This is a genomic window from Nonomuraea sp. NPDC049269, assembly GCF_043197155.1.
Lineage (GTDB): Bacteria > Actinomycetota > Actinomycetes > Streptosporangiales > Streptosporangiaceae > Nonomuraea.
In genome coordinates this window covers 310643-327359 of sequence record NZ_JBICSO010000012.1, presented here as the reverse complement: position 1 = coordinate 327359, position 16717 = coordinate 310643, and the positions used below count along the sequence as shown (strand labels likewise).

The window sequence follows — 16717 nt, the reverse complement described above, 5'->3', positions numbered from 1 at the left end:
TATATCGGAAAGAGGTCGCCATGAGGCGGAAAAGCGGCGTTATAGTCGCATTGATCATGATTACCGCCCTGGCAGGGTGTGGATCTGACAAACCCATCGAGAACTCCTACAACACCATCGAACCGGGCGTGCTCAAGGTCGCCGTCCAGCCGTACATGCCCTACACCGCGGTCCGCGGCCAGGACCTCGTCGGCATCGACAGCGAGATCCTCCAGGCTGTCGCGAAGAAGCTGAACCTGAAGATCGAACCCCAGGTCACCGACTTCAGCGGGATGCTCGGCAACGTGCAGGCCCGCCGGGTCGACATCTCCATCGGCGGCATCGCCTGGTCGAAGGAGCGGCAGGCGCAGGGCCTGTTCACCGACCCGCCCTACTACTCGCCGCCGGCGATGGCGGTGCACGGCGACAAGCAGTACACCACGGTCGCCAACCTCGAAGGACTCCCGCTCGGCACCGTGACCGGCTACGTCTGGGTGAAGTCGATCCAGGCCATCCCCGGAGCCAAGCTGCACGCCTACCCCGACGCGCAGGGCGTCTTCAACGACCTGTCCGCCGGCCGTATCCAGGTGGGCTTCCTCGATCCGCTGCTGATCATCTACACCCAGCAGAAGCGCCCTGACATGCGGTTCAGCACCCGCTACCTCACCGCGCCGACCGACGACGAGGTCAAGAAGCAGGCGGCGTACGAGTACCTGCGGCCGTACATGACCAGCTTCTACATCCCCAAGGAGGAGCCCAAGCTGGAGCAGGCCGTCTCCCAGGCGATCAGAGGCATGTACGCCAACGGCGAGATGGCCGCGCTGATCAAGAAGTACGGCGGCGACGCCCAGCAGTTCCTCAAGCCCTCACCCTGGATGGCCCAGCAGCGGCGCGGTGTCGACCGCCCGGCCGGCTGGCAGCCCCCCAGCCTGTAAGACGGAGGCGCGACGTGTTCAAGGTTCCCTGGTCGGACTACACCGACGCGCTCCTGCAGGGGTTGCTGCGCACCGTGGAGTACGCGGCACTGGGCTTCGCGGGAGCGGTCGTGCTCGGGCTGCTCCTCGCGCTCATGCGGCTGAGCGGGTCGCGCCTGGTGCGTTTGCCCGCCTCGATCTACACCGAGGTCTTCAAGAACATCCCGTTGCTGGCGATCATCTTCGTCACCTACTTCGGGCTGACCTCGATCGGCGTGCGGCTGGGCGCGATCGAGGCGGGCGCGCTCAGCCTGGTGGTCTTCTACGCCGCCTACCTGTCGGAGATCTTCCGGTCCGCGCTCGCCGGGGTGGACGGCGGCCAGCGGGAGAGCGCCCAGGCTCTGGGCATGAGCCCGCTCGGCACGTTCACCCACGTGATCTTCCCGCAGGCGCTCAGGCTCGCCCTGCCCGGCACCAACACCATGCTGGTGGACCTGCTGAAGTCCACCTCGCTGCTGGTGACGATCTCGGCGGCCGAGCTCATGACCCAGGCGCAGCTCATCACGTCGGACACGTTCAGGGCGCTGGAGGTCTACCTCGTCATCGCGGCGATCTACTTCGCGCTCTGCTATCCGCTGTCGCAGGCGCTGCTCTGGCTGGAACGGCGGGTCAGGGCGGGCTCGCCGCTGCTCATGGGCAGGCGGCGCCGCCTGCGCAAGGCCCGCGCACTGCTGGGAGAGGGTTCATGACACCGCTCGTGAGAATCGACGGGCTGATCAAGTCCTTCGACGGCCGCCGGGTGCTCGACGACGTCGGCCTGGAGGTGCGGCCGGGCGACATCGTGAGCATCCTGGGCCAGAGCGGCGGCGGCAAGAGCACGCTGCTGCGCTGCGTCAACCTGCTGGAACGACCGGACGCGGGCATCATCGAGCTGGCCGGCGAGCGGATCCACCCGGCGGCCGGCGACCTGGCGAGGCTGCGCCAGCGCGTCGGCATGGTCTTCCAGCGCTTCCATCTCTTCCCGCACCTGACGGCCGTGGAGAACGTGGTGCTCGCGCAGATGAAGGCGGCCGGCATCGGCGAGGACGAGGCGGTGGCGACGGCCGTACACCTGCTGCGCAGGGTGGGACTGGCGCACCGCGCGCTGGCCTTCCCCGGGCAGATGTCCGGCGGCGAGCAGCAGCGGGTCGCCATCGCCAGGGCGCTCGCGCTCAAGCCCGCGGTGCTGCTGTTCGACGAGCCCACCTCGGCCCTCGACCCCGAGTCGACCGGCGAGGTGCTGCGCGTCATGCGCACCCTCGCCGACGACGGCATGACCATGCTGATCGTCACGCACGAGGTGCCCTTCGCCAGGGAGATCTCCGACTGGGTGGCCTTCCTCGACCGGGGCCGCATCGTGGAGGAGGGGCCGCCGCAGAAGGTGCTCGACGACCCTCGGGAGGCACGGACGAGAGCCTTCCTCACGTCCTACGGGCTGGCACGGTGAGCGCGCCGCCCGTGGTCGTGATCGGCGGCGGCGCGGTCGGCCTCTGCACCGCCTTCTACCTGCGCCGGCAGGGCATGGAGGTGCACGTCGTCGACAGGGGTCCCGTCGGTGGCGGCTCCTCGCGCGGCAACGCGGGCTGGGTCTGCCTGAGCCACTCCGCGCCGGTGCCCGCGCCCGGCGTCGTCCGGTACGCCGTCAGCTCGCTCGGCCGACCTGACTCTCCGTTGTACGTACGGCCACAGGCGACGCTGGCGTTCGCCCGCTGGCTGCTGATGTTCCGGCGCAGCAGCACCAGACAGGCGTTCGAGCGGGGGTACGCCGCCGTCGCCCGCTTCGCCGAGCCCGCCTTCGACCGCTACGGCGAGCTGGCGGCGGCCGGGGTCGACACGACCCTGACCCGGCCCGGCCTGGTACACGCCTTCACCTCGATGGAGGAGGCCACGCGCTTCCACCGCACCCAGCGCGCCATGACGTGGGCCGGGTACGACGTGCCCGCCGACATCCTCACCGGCAGGGACCTGCTGGACCTCGATCCCGCGCTCGGCGGCAAGGTCACGGCGGGCTACCGCGTGCGCGGGGAGGGCGTGCTCGACCCGACGGCCTTCGTCGAGTCGCTCGCCGGCCACCTGCGCAAGGCCGGGGTGCGCATCACCGAGCACACGGCCGTGCGGGGGTTCCGCGTGCGCGGCGGTCAGGTGGCCGCGCTGCGCCTGCCCGAGGGCGATCTCGACTGCTCCGCCGTGGTGGTGGCCGCCGGGTCCTGGTCGGCGGATCTGCTGCGCGGCCTGGGCATGCGGATGCCGCTGCAGGCGGGCAAGGGCTACAGCTTCTCGGTCGACCTCGACCCCGCCCCCGAGCACCCCATGTACCTCGGGGACAAGCACGTCGCGGTCTCGCCCATCGCGGGGAGCACCCGCATCGCCGGGACGATGGAGCTCAGCGGCAACAACCGGCGCCTCGACTGGCGGCGCGTGGTGGCCATCGCCCGTGCCAGCCGCGACTACCTCGGCCCGTGGTACGACACCCCCGACGACCTGATGGCGCTCATCCGCGACCCCTGGGTGGGCGGGCGGCCCATGCTCCCCGACGGGCTGCCCGTGCTCGACCGGGTTCCCGGCACTCCCAACGCCTACGCGGCCACCGGGCACGGGATGCTCGGCATCACCCTCGCCCCGGCGAGCGGCCGGGCGATGGCCGACTACGTCGTCACCGGCCGCCGCCCGGCCGGGCTCGCAGCCTTCCGCGCCGACCGTCCACCCCTCCGCACCGCCCGGCGATAGCGAACGCGCCGCACCCCCCAGACCGCACTCCTCGGACTGCGGTCCGAAAGATCTCCCCCGGCATGAGGTTCATGGGTCTCTGCCCGGAAAGCCATGCATTCAGGGGATATGAGATGTGGGAGCGCGAACGGGAATGGCGTCACGTCGACAGCCTGCTGTGCACGGTCGAAGGAGGCGCGGGCGGGACCCTGCTGGTGGACGGCGAGCCCGGAGCCGGGCGGACGCGCCTGCTCGCCGAAGCCGCCGCCGCCGCGGCCGGACGCCACCTCACCGTGGTCCGCGGCAGCCCGGAGGACATGGGCGAGCTGATCCCGTGCGGCATGCTGTTCCAGGCGCTCGATCTGCGCTTCGAGCCGGCGGCCGGCGATGATGCCGGCGCCTCGCGCACCCGGACCCTCGAACGGCTGAGGGCGGGCTTCGAGGAACGGGCCACCCGGCCGACGCTGGCCGTGCTCGACGATCTGCACGGGGCCGATCCGATGACGCTCATGGTGCTGCGCGCCCTCCACCACGTGCTCGCACCCCGGCCCATCGGCTGGCTGCTCAGCCGCTCGACCGTCCTGGAGCACGGCCGGGCCGCTTTCCTGTTCGACCTCCTGGAGCGGGAAGGCGCCGCCCGGGTCGAACTCGAGCCGCTCTCCCCGCAGGCGGCCGCCGGGCTGATGACGGAGGCGCTCGGGGTGCCGCCCGACCCGGGGACGCTGGCCTGGGTGGTGGGCGCCGCCGGCGGCAATCCGCTGCTGATCAACGAACTGCTCGCGGGACTCCGGGACGAAGGGCTGCTGGGAGCGTTGATCGACGGTGCCGGCCTGCCGCACGCGCATGTTCCCCACCGGCTGCGGATGGTCGTGCGGCGCTGGACCGACACCCTCAGCACCGGCGCCAGGAACCTGGTGGAGACCGTCGCCGTTCTCGGCCGCTCGTTCTCGCCGGAACAGGCCGCGTCCCTGCTGGGCATCACCCCTGCCGCGTTGCTTCCCCTGGTCGAGGAGTCCATGGCGGCGGGCATCCTGACCGCCGACGCGCACGGCCTCACCTTCCGCCACGAGCTGGTCAGGCTCGTGATCGCCACGCGGATCCCGCGGCCGGTACGGCACGCGCTACTGGACCAGTTCGGCGTCCGCACGCGGACCCAACCGGCCCGGCCACCGGCCGGCGCCGGCCTCGGCCACGTCGTGGCCCTCCTGGACGCGGCGATCGCCGAGGGCCGGCTGCAGGAGGCCGAGCAACTGGTCAAGGAGAGCCTCGCCGACAGCGAGTCGGTGAACGGCGTGGTGGAACTGCGTGGCGTTCTCTCCGACATCCTGTATCTGACCGGCCGGATCGAGGAGGCCCTGCGGGAGGCCGAGACGGTGCTGGCCGTACCGGACCTGCCCGGCCAGGTACGCGATCGGGCGATCCTGGTCCGGCTGTACGCCCTGGCACACCGGCCGGATGCCGGGAACTCGGTGCGGGCGTACGCGCACGAGGTCATGGAAGGGGCCGCCCGGCACGGTCCGGGGGCCACGGTCGCGGCCCTGGTCGCGCTCGCGGTGACCGAGTGGGACGAGGGGCGGCTGTCCACCGCGCTGGCGTTCGCCGAGGACGCTCGCCGGCTGGCCGGCACGGACGAGTCAGGAGTGCATCGCTACGACGCGCTGCTCGTCTCCGCCGCGCTGCTCATGGACATTCACCGCCTCGACGAGGCGCTGGCGATCCTCCGGGAGGCTCGGGCGGACATGTCCGCCCACGGCCATCTGGCCTGGCTCGCGGACGTCTCCGCGCTGGAGGCCCGGGCCGAGCTCGCCGCGGGCCGGTTCGACAACGCCGTCACTGAGGCGGAGCGAGCCCTTGACCTGGCCACCGCCCTGGGCACACCGCTGTCCGTCATGGGGGCCAACGCCGTCCTGGCCACCGTCGCGCTGCGGCGCGGCGACCTGCGGGCGGCGACCCGGTACGTCATGGAGGGGGCCGGTGGCCCACTTGACGGGCAGACACGGCACGCCCTGCTGACCGCGCAGGTCGCGGAGGTCCGCGACGGCCCGCTGAGCGCGATGACGCTGCTCGCGGGACTTCCCGGCCCACGCGCGCGGCAGCGTTCGATGCTCACCATGGAGCCCTCGGCGGGCGCGTGGATGGTCCGTATCGCACTGGCCACGGACGACCGCCCGGCGGCCGAGGCCGTCGTGGCCACCGCGGAGGCGCTCAGCCGGGCCAATCCGGAGTTCGCCCTGCTGGTCGCCTCGGCCGCGCACGCCCGGGGCCTGCTCGACGGTGACGGCGACTCCCTCGCCCGGGCCGCCGAGCAGACGGACGACGCATGGGCTCGGGCCTCGGCCGCGGAGGATCTCGGCGTGCTGCTCGTCGCGGCCGGTCGGCACGACGACGCGGCCGGCCACCTGGATCGCGCGCTCGCGATCTACCAGGACCTCGGATCCGCCAGGGACTCGGCGCGCGTGCGCCGGAGGCTGCGCGGCATGGGCGTACGCCACCGCCACTGGAGCTACGCCCAACGGCCGGTCACCGGTTGGGAGAGCCTCACCGAGACCGAGCGCAACATCTCGCTGCTCGTCGCCGACGGATGGACGAACCGGCAGATCGCCGAGCAGAGCTTCATCAGCGTGCACACGGTGGCCTTCCATCTGCGGCACGTCTACCGCAAGCTGCAGATCAACTCCCGCGTCGAGCTCGCCCGTCTCGTGATGACGCAGGGAGGGGCGGAAACCTGATGACTACACGTCTGGGGGATGTGGCGCGCGGACACGCGGTGGAGCCTCGGAAGCGTACGCAGAGGTATCGCGCCTGAACAAGGAGGAGCCGTGTCTCTAGCACCACATGGTCCCATCACGGCGAACCGGGTGCCGGTCGCCAGTTACCCGACATATCAAGAGGCCGAGAAGGCCGTCGACTTCCTGTCCGACCATGGATTCCACGTACAGGGAACCCTGATCGTCGGCGTGGGTCTGCGCTCCGTGGAGCAAGTGGTCTCGCGCATGACCTACCTGCGCGCGATCGGGCTGGGCGCCGCGTCCGGCGCCTGGTTCGGCGTGCTCATCGGCCTGTTCCTGGGGATCTTCTCGCCCAGGATGACCATCGCCGTGGTGCTGTGGGGGCTGATCTGGGGAGCGATCGCCGGTGCGATCTACGGCTTGATCTCGCACTCGGTACACGGCGGACGGCGGGACTTCGTCTCGGAGAGCGGTCTGGTCGCCGACAAGTACGAGGTCCTCGTCGAGTCCGAACTTGTGCCCAGAGCCCAGGAACTTCTCGGACAGATCGGAAAATCAACGGGCTAGGGGGAGCTCGCCATGGCGAAAGCAGTCGGCATCGATCTCGGTACGACCAACTCGGTGATCGCCGCCACGGAGGACGGCGTTCCCACGGTGATTCCCAACGCGGAGGGCTCCCGGACGACGCCGTCGGTGGTCGCGTTCACCGACCAGGGCGAGCGACTGGTGGGCCTGCTGGCCCGCCGGCAGGCCATCCTCAACCCGAAAGGGACGATCTACTCCGCCAAGCGCTTCATCGGCCGCCGCTACAACGAGGTCGAGAGCGAGCTCCACGCGGTCTCCTTCGACGTGGTGGAGGGGCCCGACGGAGCCGTACGCTTCCAGGTCGGCGACAAACAGTACGCTCCGGAGGAGGTCTCGGCCCTCGTGCTGAGAAAGCTCGCCGCCGACGCGGCGAAGTACCTCGGCGAGAAGGTGACCGAGGCCGTCATCACCGTCCCGGCCTACTTCAACGACGCCCAGCGCCAGGCGACCAAGGACGCGGGGCGCATCGCGGGGCTGGAGGTCCTGCGGATCATCAACGAGCCGACCGCCGCCGCGCTGGCCTACGGGCTGGACAAGAAGGCCAACGAGACCGTGCTGGTCTTCGACCTGGGCGGCGGCACCTTCGACGTCAGCGTCCTGGACATCGGTGACGGGGTCGTCGAGGTACGTTCGACCTCCGGCGACGGACACCTGGGCGGCGACGACTTCGACCGGCGCATCGTCGACTACCTGGCCGACGAGTTCCAGAAGGAGCAGGGCATCGACCTGCGCAAGGATCCGCAGGCCCTGCAGCGGCTCTTCGAAGCGGCGGAGAAGGCCAAGGTGGAGCTCTCCTCGGTGACCCAGACCACGATCAGCCTGCCGTTCATCACGGCGGACGCCTCGGGGCCCAAGCACCTCAACACCACGCTCATGCGCTCCACGTTCGACCAGATCACCGCCGACCTGGTGGAGCGCTGCGTTCACCCGGTCGAGCAGGCGATGGAGGACGCCAAGCTCAGGCCCGCCGACATCGACGAGGTGATCCTCGTCGGCGGGTCGACCCGGATCCCCGCCGTGCAGAACCTGGTGCGCAGGCTCACCGGCGGCAAGGACCCCAACATGACGGTGAACCCGGACGAGGTCGTGGCCATCGGCGCGGCGATCCAGGCGGGCATCCTCAAGGGTGAGGTCGAGGACGTCGTGCTGCTCGACGTCACGCCTCTCTCGCTGGGCGTCGAGACGCTCGGCGGCGTCATGACGAAGGTCATCGAGCGCAACACGACGATCCCGGCCCGCAGGACCGAGACGTTCAGCACGGCCGACGACAACCAGGGCGCCGTCGACATCGTGATCCTGCAGGGGGAGCGCGAGCGGGCGGCCGACAACCGGGTGCTCGGGCGCTTCCGGCTGGAGAACATCCGGCCCGCGCCGCGGGGAGAGCCGCAGATCGAGGTCACCTTCGACATCGACGCCAACGGCATACTCAACGTCACCGCGCGTGACAAGGACACCGGCGCCGAGCAGCGGATCACCATCAGCGAGAGCTCCAACCTGGACAAGCAGGAGATCGAGCGGATGGTCGCCGACGCCGAGCGCAACCGCGGCGAGGACGCCAGGATCCGGGAGACGATCGACGCGCGCAACGAGCTGGACTCGATCGCCTACCAGGTGGAACGCCGTCTCCAGGAGCTCGGCGACGCCGTCCCCGTACACGAGAAGGCGCGTGGGGAGCAGCTCGTCCAGGAGGCTCGGCAGGCGATCAAGGAGGAGGTGCCGACCGATCGGTTGCGGTCGCTCAGCGGCGAACTCCAGCAGGTCTTCCACGGGCTCGCGGCCACCAGCCGGCAGGAGGGCCGGCCCGGCGTGCCACCACAGGGAAGGACGGAGGGCGCCGCCGGTGGCGACGAGGACGTGATCGACGCCGAGTTCACCACGTCCGACTCGGAGTGACATGAACGGCCGCGAAGACAGGACGGACGAGGCCGAGGCGCCGGGCGCGCCCGCGGATGCGGTGGCGGACGCGCCCGAGGAGACCGACGCCAAGCTCGCGGAGCTGGAGGACCGGTGGCTGCGTTCGGTCGCCGAGCTGGACAACGTGCGCAAACGCATCGCCCGGGACACCGAACGGCTGCGGGCCGAGGAGCGCGACAGGGTGGCGGCCGAGTGGCTGCCCGTCCTGGACAACCTGGAGCTCGCGCTGGGCCACGCGGCCGGTCAGGAAGGAGACGCGCGCGCGATAGTCGAAGGCGTACGGGCCGTGCGCGACCAGGCTCTCGCGGTGCTGTCCCGCCTGGGCTACGCCCGCCACGACGAGACCGGCGTGCCGTTCGATCCCGTTCACCACGAGGCGGTGGCCACCGTCGAACGGGACGACGTCGCGCCGGGCACCGTCGTGCAGGTGGTCCGTCCGGGCTACGGCGACGATCTGCGGCAGCTCCGGCCCGCGGTCGTGGTCGTCGCGAAGAAGGCGGAGTGATGGCGGCCCGGCGGGACTTCTACGAAGTGCTCGGCGTCGACAGGAAGGCCGACCAGGACGAGATCCAGCGGGCTTATCGCAAACTCGTCCGCGCCCACCATCCCGACGTCAACAAGGATCCCGGCGCGGAGGACCGGTTCAAGGAGATCTCGGAGGCGTACTCCGTACTCTCCGACCCCGGCACGCGCCGCCGCTACGACGCGTTCGGGCATGATTTCCGCCAGGTGCCGCCCGACGTGGACCCCGCGCAGTGGGCGCGGGCCAGGTCCGGCGGCGGGGCACGCGCGGGCCGGGGCGTCCATCCGGGGACCCAGGACTTCGGGTTCGGCACCGAGGAGGGCATCGACCTCGAGGACCTGCTCGGCGGCATGTTCGGCGGCCGCGGCAGGCGGGGCTGGGGGCCCGTGCCCGGCGCCGACCAGGAGGCGGAGCTGACGCTCACCGTCGAGGAGGCCTACCAGGGCGGGCGTCGTACGATCACGATGCCCGGCGGCCGGCGGCTGGACGTCACGATCCCCCCGGGGGTCACGAACGGGCAGCGCATCAGGCTCGCCGGCCAAGGCGGGCACGGAAGCGAGGGCGCGAAACGCGGCGACCTCTACCTCATCGCGCGGATCGCCGAGCATCCCCGCTACCGCGTGGAGGGCCGCGACATCCACGCCGTCCTGCCGCTCGCCCCTTGGGAGGCCGCGCTGGGCGCCACGGTCGCCATCGACACGCCGGGCGGCGAGGCCAAACTCAAGGTGCCGCCGGGCACCTCGACCGGCCGCCGCCTGCGGCTGCGCGGCCGGGGCATGCCCAGCCCGCGCGGCGGCCCTGGCGACTTCTTCGCCGAGGTGCGGATCATGGTGCCGGCCCGGCTCACCGATGAAGAGCGGCGCCTGTTCGAGCAGCTCGCCGCCGTCTCGGCCTTCGACCCGAGGGGGAGTTCATGACCTACGCACTCGTACGGCCGGTGCTGCTGGACCTGAACTCCTTCGCGCACACGACCGGGCTGCACCCGGAGGCCGTCCGCCGGCTCGTGGCGCTGGGCCTGCTCGAACCGGTCAGGGACGCCAAGGGGGAGCTGTGCTTCCCGCCCGCCCAGGTGGCCTTGGCGGCCAGGATCCAGCGGCTGCACACGGGCCTGTCGCTCAACTACGCCGCCATCGGCCTGGTGATCGACCTCCTCGACCGGATCGAGGAACTGGAGACGACCCTGCGGAGCCTGTCCACACGACACTAAGGGGACGACATTGAGGAGACGACATTGAGGAGAGTGGAGTGGACCCGAACCGGATGACCCAGAAATCGCAGGAGGCCCTGCACGACGCCCAGACCAAGGCCCTGCGTCACGGGCACACCGAGGTCGACGCCGAGCACCTCCTGCTGGCTCTGCTCGAACAGCCGGAGGGGCTCGCGCCCCGGCTGATGGAGATGGCCGGGGCCGACCCGAAGAGCCTGCGCGCCGACCTGGAGGCGGACCTGTCCCATCGGCCCAAGGTCAGCGGGCCGGGCACCACACCCGGCCAGGTCTTCGTCACCCAGCGGCTGTCCCGGCTGCTCGACACCGCCGACCGGGAGGCGAAGCGGCTCAAGGACGAGTACGTCTCGGTCGAGCACCTGCTGCTGGCCCTGATCGAGGAGGGCAGCGCGACCCCGGCGGGCCGGCTGCTGCACGGCCAGGGACTGACCCGGGACCGCTTCCTCCAGGCACTCACGGCCGTCCGGGGCAACCAGCGGGTCACCTCGGCCATGCCCGAAGCGGCCTACGAGGCGCTGGAGAAGTACGGGCGCGACCTGGTGGCCGAAGCCCGCGCGGACAAACTCGACCCGGTGGTCGGCCGCGACACCGAGATCCGCCGCGTGATCCAGATCCTCTCCCGCAAGACCAAGAACAACCCCGTCCTGATCGGTGACCCCGGGGTCGGCAAGACGGCCATCGTCGAGGGCCTCGCCCAGCGGATCGCTCACGGAGACGTCCCCGAGGGGCTGCGCGACAAGACCGTCTTCAGCCTGGACATGGGCTCGCTCGTGGCCGGCGCCAAGTACCGAGGGGAGTTCGAGGAACGCCTCAAGGCGGTGCTGAACGAGGTGAAGAGCGCGGAGGGCCGGATCATCCTGTTCGTCGACGAGCTTCACACGGTGGTCGGCGCCGGGGCGGCCGAAGGCGCCATGGACGCCGGCAACATGCTCAAGCCGATGCTCGCGCGCGGCGAGCTGCACATGATCGGCGCGACCACGATCGAGGAGTACCGCCAGCACATCGAGAAGGACGCGGCCCTGGAGCGGCGCTTCCAGCCCGTCCTCGTCGAAGAGCCCTCCGTCGAGGACGCCATCTCGATCCTGCGCGGGCTGCGCGAGCGGCTGGAGATCTTCCACGGCGTGAAGATCCAGGACAGCGCGCTCGTCGCCGCGGTGAAGCTCAGCCACCGCTACATCGCCGACCGGTTCCTGCCGGACAAGGCCATCGACCTGGTCGACGAGGCGTGCGCGATGCTCCGTACCGAGATCGACTCCATGCCCGCCGAGCTCGACGAGCTGACCCGGCGGGTGATGCGGCTGGAGATCGAGGAGGCCGCGCTGGCCAAGGAGGAGGACCCCGCGAGCCAGGCCCGCCTCGCCGATCTCCGCAAAGAGCTGGCCGACCTGCGCGCCCAGGCCGGCGCCACCCGGGCGCAGTGGGAGGCGGAGCGTTCGGCCCTGCGCAAGGTGCAGGGCCTGCGGCAGGAACTGGAGACCGTACGCCGGGAGGCGGAGCAGGCCGAACGCGACTACGACCTCAACCGCGCCGCCGAACTCCGCCACGGCAGGCTCCCCGAACTGGAACGCCGGCTCCGTGCCGAGGAGGAACGGCTGGGCAGCCGGCAGAGCGGGCACCGGCTGCTGCGCGAGGTCGTGACCGAGGAGGAGATCGCCTCCATCGTCTCGCGCTGGACCGGCATCCCCGTGAGCCGGCTGCAGGAAGCCGAGCGCGACAAACTGCTCAGGCTGGACGAGATCCTGCACGAGCGGGTCATCGGCCAGGAGGAGGCGGTGCGGCTGGTGGCCGACGCCGTCATCCGTGCCCGATCCGGCATCAAGGACCCCCGGCGCCCCATCGGATCCTTCCTCTTCCTCGGGCCGACCGGAGTCGGCAAGACCGAGCTGGCCAAGTCGCTCGCGGCCGCGCTGTTCGACACCGAGGACAACATGATCCGCATCGACATGAGCGAGTACCAGGAGCGCCACACGGTCAGCCGCCTGGTCGGCGCGCCTCCTGGCTACATCGGCTACGAGGAGGGCGGCCAGCTGACGGAGGCGGTGCGCCGCAAGCCGTACTCGGTGGTGCTGTTCGACGAGATCGAGAAGGCGCACGCGGACGTGTTCAACACGCTGCTGCAGGTCCTCGACGACGGGCGGCTGACCGACGCGCAGGGCCGCACGGTCGACTTCCGCAACACCGTGGTCATCATGACCTCCAACATCGGCTCGCAGTACCTGCTCGACGGGGTCACCTCCGACGGCGAGATCAAGCCCGAGGCGCGCGAGCGGGTGATAGGGGAGCTGCGCCGGCACTTCCGGCCGGAGTTCCTCAACAGGATCGACGACATCGTGCTGTTCAAGCCGCTGACCGAGGCCGAGATCGAACAGATCGTCGAGCTGATGTTCGATGACATCCGGCAGCGGCTGGCCGAGCGGCGTCTCACCCTGGAGGTCACCGCCGAGGCGCGGCGGCTCATCGCCAACCAGGGGTACGACCCGGTCTACGGCGCCCGGCCGCTGCGCCGCTTCATCGCCCGCGAGGTCGAGACCCGGATCGGCCGCGCCCTGCTCAGCGGCGACGTCCCCGAAGGCTCGACCATCACGGTCGACGTCGACAAGGGCGAGCTGAACGTCACCTTCCACGGAGCGGGGTGACGCCTACGTTCCCGCGGTGTGGTCCTCGTCGTAGATGTCGGAGGCCGATCTGACGATGAGCGGGTCCGGGGCGCCGACCACCTCGTGGTCCTTGTTGTCGTAGTCGAACAGGTTCAGCACGTGGCGCATCGCCTCCAGGCGGCCCCGTTTCTTGTCGTTGCTCTTGATGACCGTCCACGGCGCCTCGCGGATGTCGGTGTTGAGGAACATCTCCTCCTTGGCGCTGGTGTAGTCGTCCCACCGATCCAGCGAGGCCAGATCCATCGGCGACAGCTTCCACTGCCGCACCGGATCCACCTGCCTGATGATGAAGCGGGTGCGCTGCTCCGACCGCGTCACCGAGAACCACAGCTTGACCAGGTGGATGCCGTCGCGTACCAGGGCCCGCTCGAACTGCGGCACCTGCACCATGAACTCCCGGCACTCGGCCTCGGTGCAGAACCCCATCACCCGCTCCACCCCGCCCCGGTTGTACCAGGACCGGTCGAACAGCACGATCTCCCCGGCGGACGGCAGGTGGGCGATGTAGCGCTGGAGGTACCACTGGGTGCGTTCGCGCTCGGACGGCTTCTCCAGCGCGACCACGGTGGCCCCGCGTGGGTTGAGGTGCTCCATGAACCGCTTGATCGTGCCGCCCTTGCCCGCCGCGTCACGCCCCTCGAACAGGACGACCAGGCGCTGCCCGGTGTCCTTGACCCAGTACTGCAGTTTCAGCAGCTCGATCTGCAGCAGCCGCTTGTCGTGGTCGTAGTCCTCCCGCGGCATCCGCTCGGGGTAGGGGTAGTGCTCGCGCCAGGTGTCGACCCGGCTGCCGTCCGGCCGCAGTAGCACCGGATCGTCGTCGTCGCTGTCGTCCACCAGCAGGCCGGGGGTGGAGTCCAGCAGAGAAACCCGCTCCATGACACCCGACTTGCCCAAATTTCGCCCGGCGATGCCGTTTTCGAGTGACGTTCAGGTGGTGTTCAGCAGCGGTCACTCGGGTCGTCACAGGTGTGGATCGCGCTGGTCGACACGGCGCGCGTCCAGGCGGCCGGGGTCGGGCCAGTGCACGCCGTAGGCCCAGCCCGCCAGCTCGAACCAGCGGATCAGCCGGGCGCTGGGATCGAGCTGGCCCTGCAGCACCCCGTGCCGGGCGCAGGCCGGCTCCATGTGGTGCCAGTTGTGCCAGCCCTCGCCGAGCGTCAGCAGCGCCACCCACCGTACGTTCGACGAGCGGTCCCTGGTCCGGAACGGGCGATCGCCGAAGGTGTGCGCGATGGAGTTGACCGACCACGTGACGTGGTGGACCACGGCGTAGCGGACCAGCCCGCCCCAGAAGAAGGCGGTCCAGGCGCCCGCCCACGACATCGACCACAGCCCGCCCACCGCGGTGGGCAGCGCGAACGACAGCGCCGCGACGGCCGGATAGGCGGCGTCGAAGCGCCGTACGTCCGGGTCGGCCAGCAGGTCCGGCACCCAGTGCCGGCGGCTGGAGCGCTGACGGGCGGTGTAGAACCAGCCGATGTGGGCGTGCGCCATGCCGCGCAGCAGGGCCAGGCCGTCGTCGCCGTAACGCCATGGCGAGTGCGGGTCGCCGTCGCGGTCGGCGTACTTGTGGTGCCGGCGGTGTTCGGCCGCCCACAGGGTGACCGGGCCCTCGACCGCCATGCCGCCGGCCAGCATGAGGGCGATGCGCAGCGGCCGATGACACCTGAAGGCCCGATGGGTGAAGAGCCGGTGGTAGCCGATGGCGATCCCGAAGATGCTGATCAGGTACATCACCACCGCGATCACCACGTCGCGCGGGCCGATGCCCCATCCCCAGGCGGCGGGCACGGCGAGCGCAGGGAGCAGCACGGGGAGCACCACGAGGACGATCAGGTAGACGGTCCGGCGGCCGGTGGTGGCCGTCACCGTCTCCGCCGTGCCCGAGTCCGGCTGCGGGACGGGTGAGGAGTTCACGCTATCTCCCATGATCGGCGAAGACGATGCGGCTCCTCATTCAACGGCCGCGTGCCCAGAGCACGGCAATGACCTGGAAGTGACGAACCCGTCACTGAGGGGAATCAAAACACTCCATACGGTAGTCATCAAGAAATGGGTATCGGCTGCCTAGGTTGTGGCTACACAGCGTAATGATCTTTGCGCGCTCCGGCGTCGGACGAAAGGGCCTACGGCATGGGTGCTGTCGATCGGACGACCACGGGCGGCCATCTGGAGAGATACGACGAGGCGCTGGCCCGTGCTCCGATGTCCGCGATCGGCCTGGTCCGGGAGTGGATGCGGACCGACTGGCGGGACCTGTTCGCCGAGCTCCGCGAGCGGCGCCCCATCTTCGTCACCCCCGTCTTCACGATCGTGACCCGCTTCGCCGACGTCACCGAGGTGCTCTCCCGCGAGGAGGTCTTCTCGGTCCGCGCCTTCGGCCCGCGCCTCGACGCCGCGCTGGGCGGTCCGTTCATGCTGGGCCGGGACGCCACCCCGATGAATTGGCGGGACAAGGGGCTGATGCGGGTCATGCTCGACCCGCGCGACGTGGCCAGGGTGCGTGAGCTGGCCGGGAGCATCGCCGACGAACTGCTCGTCGCCGCTCAGCCGGATGGCCGCATTGAAGCGGTCCACGGGCTGTTCCGCGCCGTCGCCCTGGGCGTGTCCGCGGAGTACTTCGGCTTCCCCGGCCCCGACACGCAGACCCTGTCGCGGTGGACGCGGGCCATCGTCACCGACGGCTTCGCCAACTTCCTGGGCGATCCGGAGATCCAGGCGGCGTCGGCCCGCGCGGGCTCGGAGATGGTCGCATACCTGCGCGACCGGCTCGCCGACCACCGGGCCGCGCTGCGGGCGAGACAGGAGCTGCCCGACAACGTCTTCACCCGGCTCGCCGGCGTCACCCTGCCCGCCGGGATCGGCCTGGACGACGAGCGCATCCTGATCAACATGGCCGGCCTGCCGCTGGGGTTCGTGGAGAGCGGGCCCGGCGCCATGGTCGAGGCGGTCGAGCAACTGCTGCTGCGCCCGCAGGTGCTGGCGCGGGCCGTCGAGGCCGCCCGCGACCTCGACCCGGCGCGCTTCGACCCTTATGTATGGGAGGCGCTGCGGTTCAATCCGTTCTTCAAGCTGCTTCCCCGGCTGTGCGAGCGCGACTACGTGCTGGCCGCCGGCACCCCGCGCCGCACGGTGATCCCCGCGGGCACGTTCGTGCTCGCCGCGCCGGCCTCGGCCATGTTCGACGCCGACGTGGTGGCCGAGCCCGACGAGTTCCGCCTCGACCGGCCGGCCCACCATCACCAGTTCTTCGGTTACGGCCACCACGCCTGCCTCGGCGTGCATCCGGCAAAGGCCGTGATCTGCGAAGCCGTACGCCGCCTGCTGCTGCGCCCCGGCGTGCGCCTGCTCCCACCACCGGAAGGGCGGATCGAACGCGCCGGCGGGATCTTCCCCGACCGGTTCGTCCTCGGGCTCGGCCCCGAAGACCAGGAAGGCTGACG

The 16717-nt window shown here is 70.6% G+C and carries 14 protein-coding genes; 12 read left to right on the top strand and 2 right to left on the bottom strand.

Translation table 11 applies throughout. The features are described from left to right. The first annotated feature begins 56 nt into the window (after nt 1-56). The 11 genes from ACGFNP_RS53610 to clpB all read left to right on the top strand — a co-directional run bounded on the left by ACGFNP_RS53610 (nt 57) and on the right by clpB (nt 13250). The gene (locus ACGFNP_RS53610) at nt 57-914 is read left to right on the top strand and encodes a transporter substrate-binding domain-containing protein (RefSeq protein ID WP_358321583.1); all 858 of its coding nucleotides are present in this window, start codon (nt 57-59) and stop codon (nt 912-914) included. A 14-nt stretch (nt 915-928) separates the two neighbouring features. Next, the gene (locus ACGFNP_RS53605; protein ID WP_358321580.1) at nt 929-1642 is read left to right on the top strand and encodes an amino acid ABC transporter permease; all 714 of its coding nucleotides are present in this window, start codon (nt 929-931) and stop codon (nt 1640-1642) included. Beyond that, a complete protein-coding gene (locus ACGFNP_RS53600) occupies nt 1639-2379 on the top strand; it encodes an amino acid ABC transporter ATP-binding protein (protein ID WP_393331758.1) in 741 nt (246 codons plus the stop codon). Before ACGFNP_RS53605 ends, ACGFNP_RS53600 begins: the two co-directional genes overlap by 4 nt. Then, nucleotides 2376-3659: an NAD(P)/FAD-dependent oxidoreductase gene (locus ACGFNP_RS53595; RefSeq protein WP_393331755.1), complete on the top strand. Its 1284-nt coding sequence runs from the start codon at nt 2376-2378 to the stop codon at nt 3657-3659. The genes ACGFNP_RS53600 and ACGFNP_RS53595 overlap by 4 nt, the downstream gene beginning before the upstream one ends. A gap of 113 nt (nt 3660-3772) precedes the next feature. Beyond that, nucleotides 3773-6367, top strand: a complete 2595-nt coding sequence (locus ACGFNP_RS53590) for an AAA family ATPase (RefSeq protein WP_358321571.1) — start codon at nt 3773-3775, stop codon at nt 6365-6367. 90 nt (nt 6368-6457) lie between these two features. Next, complete coding sequence (locus tag ACGFNP_RS53585) at nt 6458-6934, top strand: general stress protein (protein WP_358321569.1); 477 nt, start codon at nt 6458-6460, stop codon at nt 6932-6934. A 12-nt stretch (nt 6935-6946) separates the two neighbouring features. Then, nucleotides 6947-8845: a molecular chaperone DnaK gene (dnaK, locus tag ACGFNP_RS53580; protein ID WP_393331751.1), complete on the top strand. Its 1899-nt coding sequence runs from the start codon at nt 6947-6949 to the stop codon at nt 8843-8845. Between the two features lies 1 nt (nt 8846). Next, nucleotides 8847-9371, top strand: a complete 525-nt coding sequence (locus ACGFNP_RS53575; RefSeq protein WP_358321563.1) for a nucleotide exchange factor GrpE — start codon at nt 8847-8849, stop codon at nt 9369-9371. After that, nucleotides 9371-10306: a DnaJ C-terminal domain-containing protein gene (locus tag ACGFNP_RS53570; protein WP_393331748.1), complete on the top strand. Its 936-nt coding sequence runs from the start codon at nt 9371-9373 to the stop codon at nt 10304-10306. Before ACGFNP_RS53575 ends, ACGFNP_RS53570 begins: the two co-directional genes overlap by 1 nt. Then, complete coding sequence (locus ACGFNP_RS53565) at nt 10303-10596, top strand: chaperone modulator CbpM (protein ID WP_358321557.1); 294 nt, start codon at nt 10303-10305, stop codon at nt 10594-10596. The genes ACGFNP_RS53570 and ACGFNP_RS53565 overlap by 4 nt, the downstream gene beginning before the upstream one ends. 53 nt (nt 10597-10649) lie before the next feature. Beyond that, nucleotides 10650-13250, top strand: a complete 2601-nt coding sequence (gene clpB / locus ACGFNP_RS53560; RefSeq protein WP_393331904.1) for an ATP-dependent chaperone ClpB — start codon at nt 10650-10652, stop codon at nt 13248-13250. A 3-nt stretch (nt 13251-13253) separates the two neighbouring features. Here the strand turns inward: clpB and ppk2 are convergent, their stop codons facing one another. After that, the gene (gene ppk2 / locus ACGFNP_RS53555) at nt 13254-14150 is read right to left on the bottom strand and encodes a polyphosphate kinase 2 (protein WP_393331743.1); all 897 of its coding nucleotides are present in this window, start codon (nt 14148-14150) and stop codon (nt 13254-13256) included. 84 nt (nt 14151-14234) lie between these two features. Beyond that, nucleotides 14235-15203 (bottom strand): acyl-CoA desaturase, encoded by a 969-nt coding sequence (locus ACGFNP_RS53550; protein WP_393331740.1) that lies wholly within the window; start codon nt 15201-15203, stop codon nt 14235-14237. A 204-nt stretch (nt 15204-15407) separates the two neighbouring features. Here ACGFNP_RS53550 and ACGFNP_RS53545 point away from each other — a divergent pair, with 204 nt between their 5' ends. Then, nucleotides 15408-16715, top strand: a complete 1308-nt coding sequence (locus ACGFNP_RS53545; protein WP_393331737.1) for a cytochrome P450 — start codon at nt 15408-15410, stop codon at nt 16713-16715. Nucleotides 16716-16717 lie beyond the last annotated feature (2 nt).

Coding starts and splice junctions, on each gene's coding strand:
- ACGFNP_RS53575 (WP_358321563.1), top strand. CDS start 8,847: ATGAACGGCCGCGAAGACAGGACGGACGAGGCCGAGGCGCCGGGCGCG.
- ACGFNP_RS53545 (WP_393331737.1), top strand. CDS start 15,408: ATGGGTGCTGTCGATCGGACGACCACGGGCGGCCATCTGGAGAGATAC.
- ACGFNP_RS53610 (WP_358321583.1), top strand. CDS start 57: ATGATTACCGCCCTGGCAGGGTGTGGATCTGACAAACCCATCGAGAAC.
- ACGFNP_RS53600 (WP_393331758.1), top strand. CDS start 1,639: ATGACACCGCTCGTGAGAATCGACGGGCTGATCAAGTCCTTCGACGGC.
- ppk2 (WP_393331743.1), bottom strand. CDS start 14,150: ATGGAGCGGGTTTCTCTGCTGGACTCCACCCCCGGCCTGCTGGTGGAC.
- ACGFNP_RS53570 (WP_393331748.1), top strand. CDS start 9,371: ATGGCGGCCCGGCGGGACTTCTACGAAGTGCTCGGCGTCGACAGGAAG.
- clpB (WP_393331904.1), top strand. CDS start 10,650: ATGACCCAGAAATCGCAGGAGGCCCTGCACGACGCCCAGACCAAGGCC.
- ACGFNP_RS53565 (WP_358321557.1), top strand. CDS start 10,303: ATGACCTACGCACTCGTACGGCCGGTGCTGCTGGACCTGAACTCCTTC.
- ACGFNP_RS53550 (WP_393331740.1), bottom strand. CDS start 15,203: ATGGGAGATAGCGTGAACTCCTCACCCGTCCCGCAGCCGGACTCGGGC.
- ACGFNP_RS53590 (WP_358321571.1), top strand. CDS start 3,773: ATGTGGGAGCGCGAACGGGAATGGCGTCACGTCGACAGCCTGCTGTGC.
- dnaK (WP_393331751.1), top strand. CDS start 6,947: ATGGCGAAAGCAGTCGGCATCGATCTCGGTACGACCAACTCGGTGATC.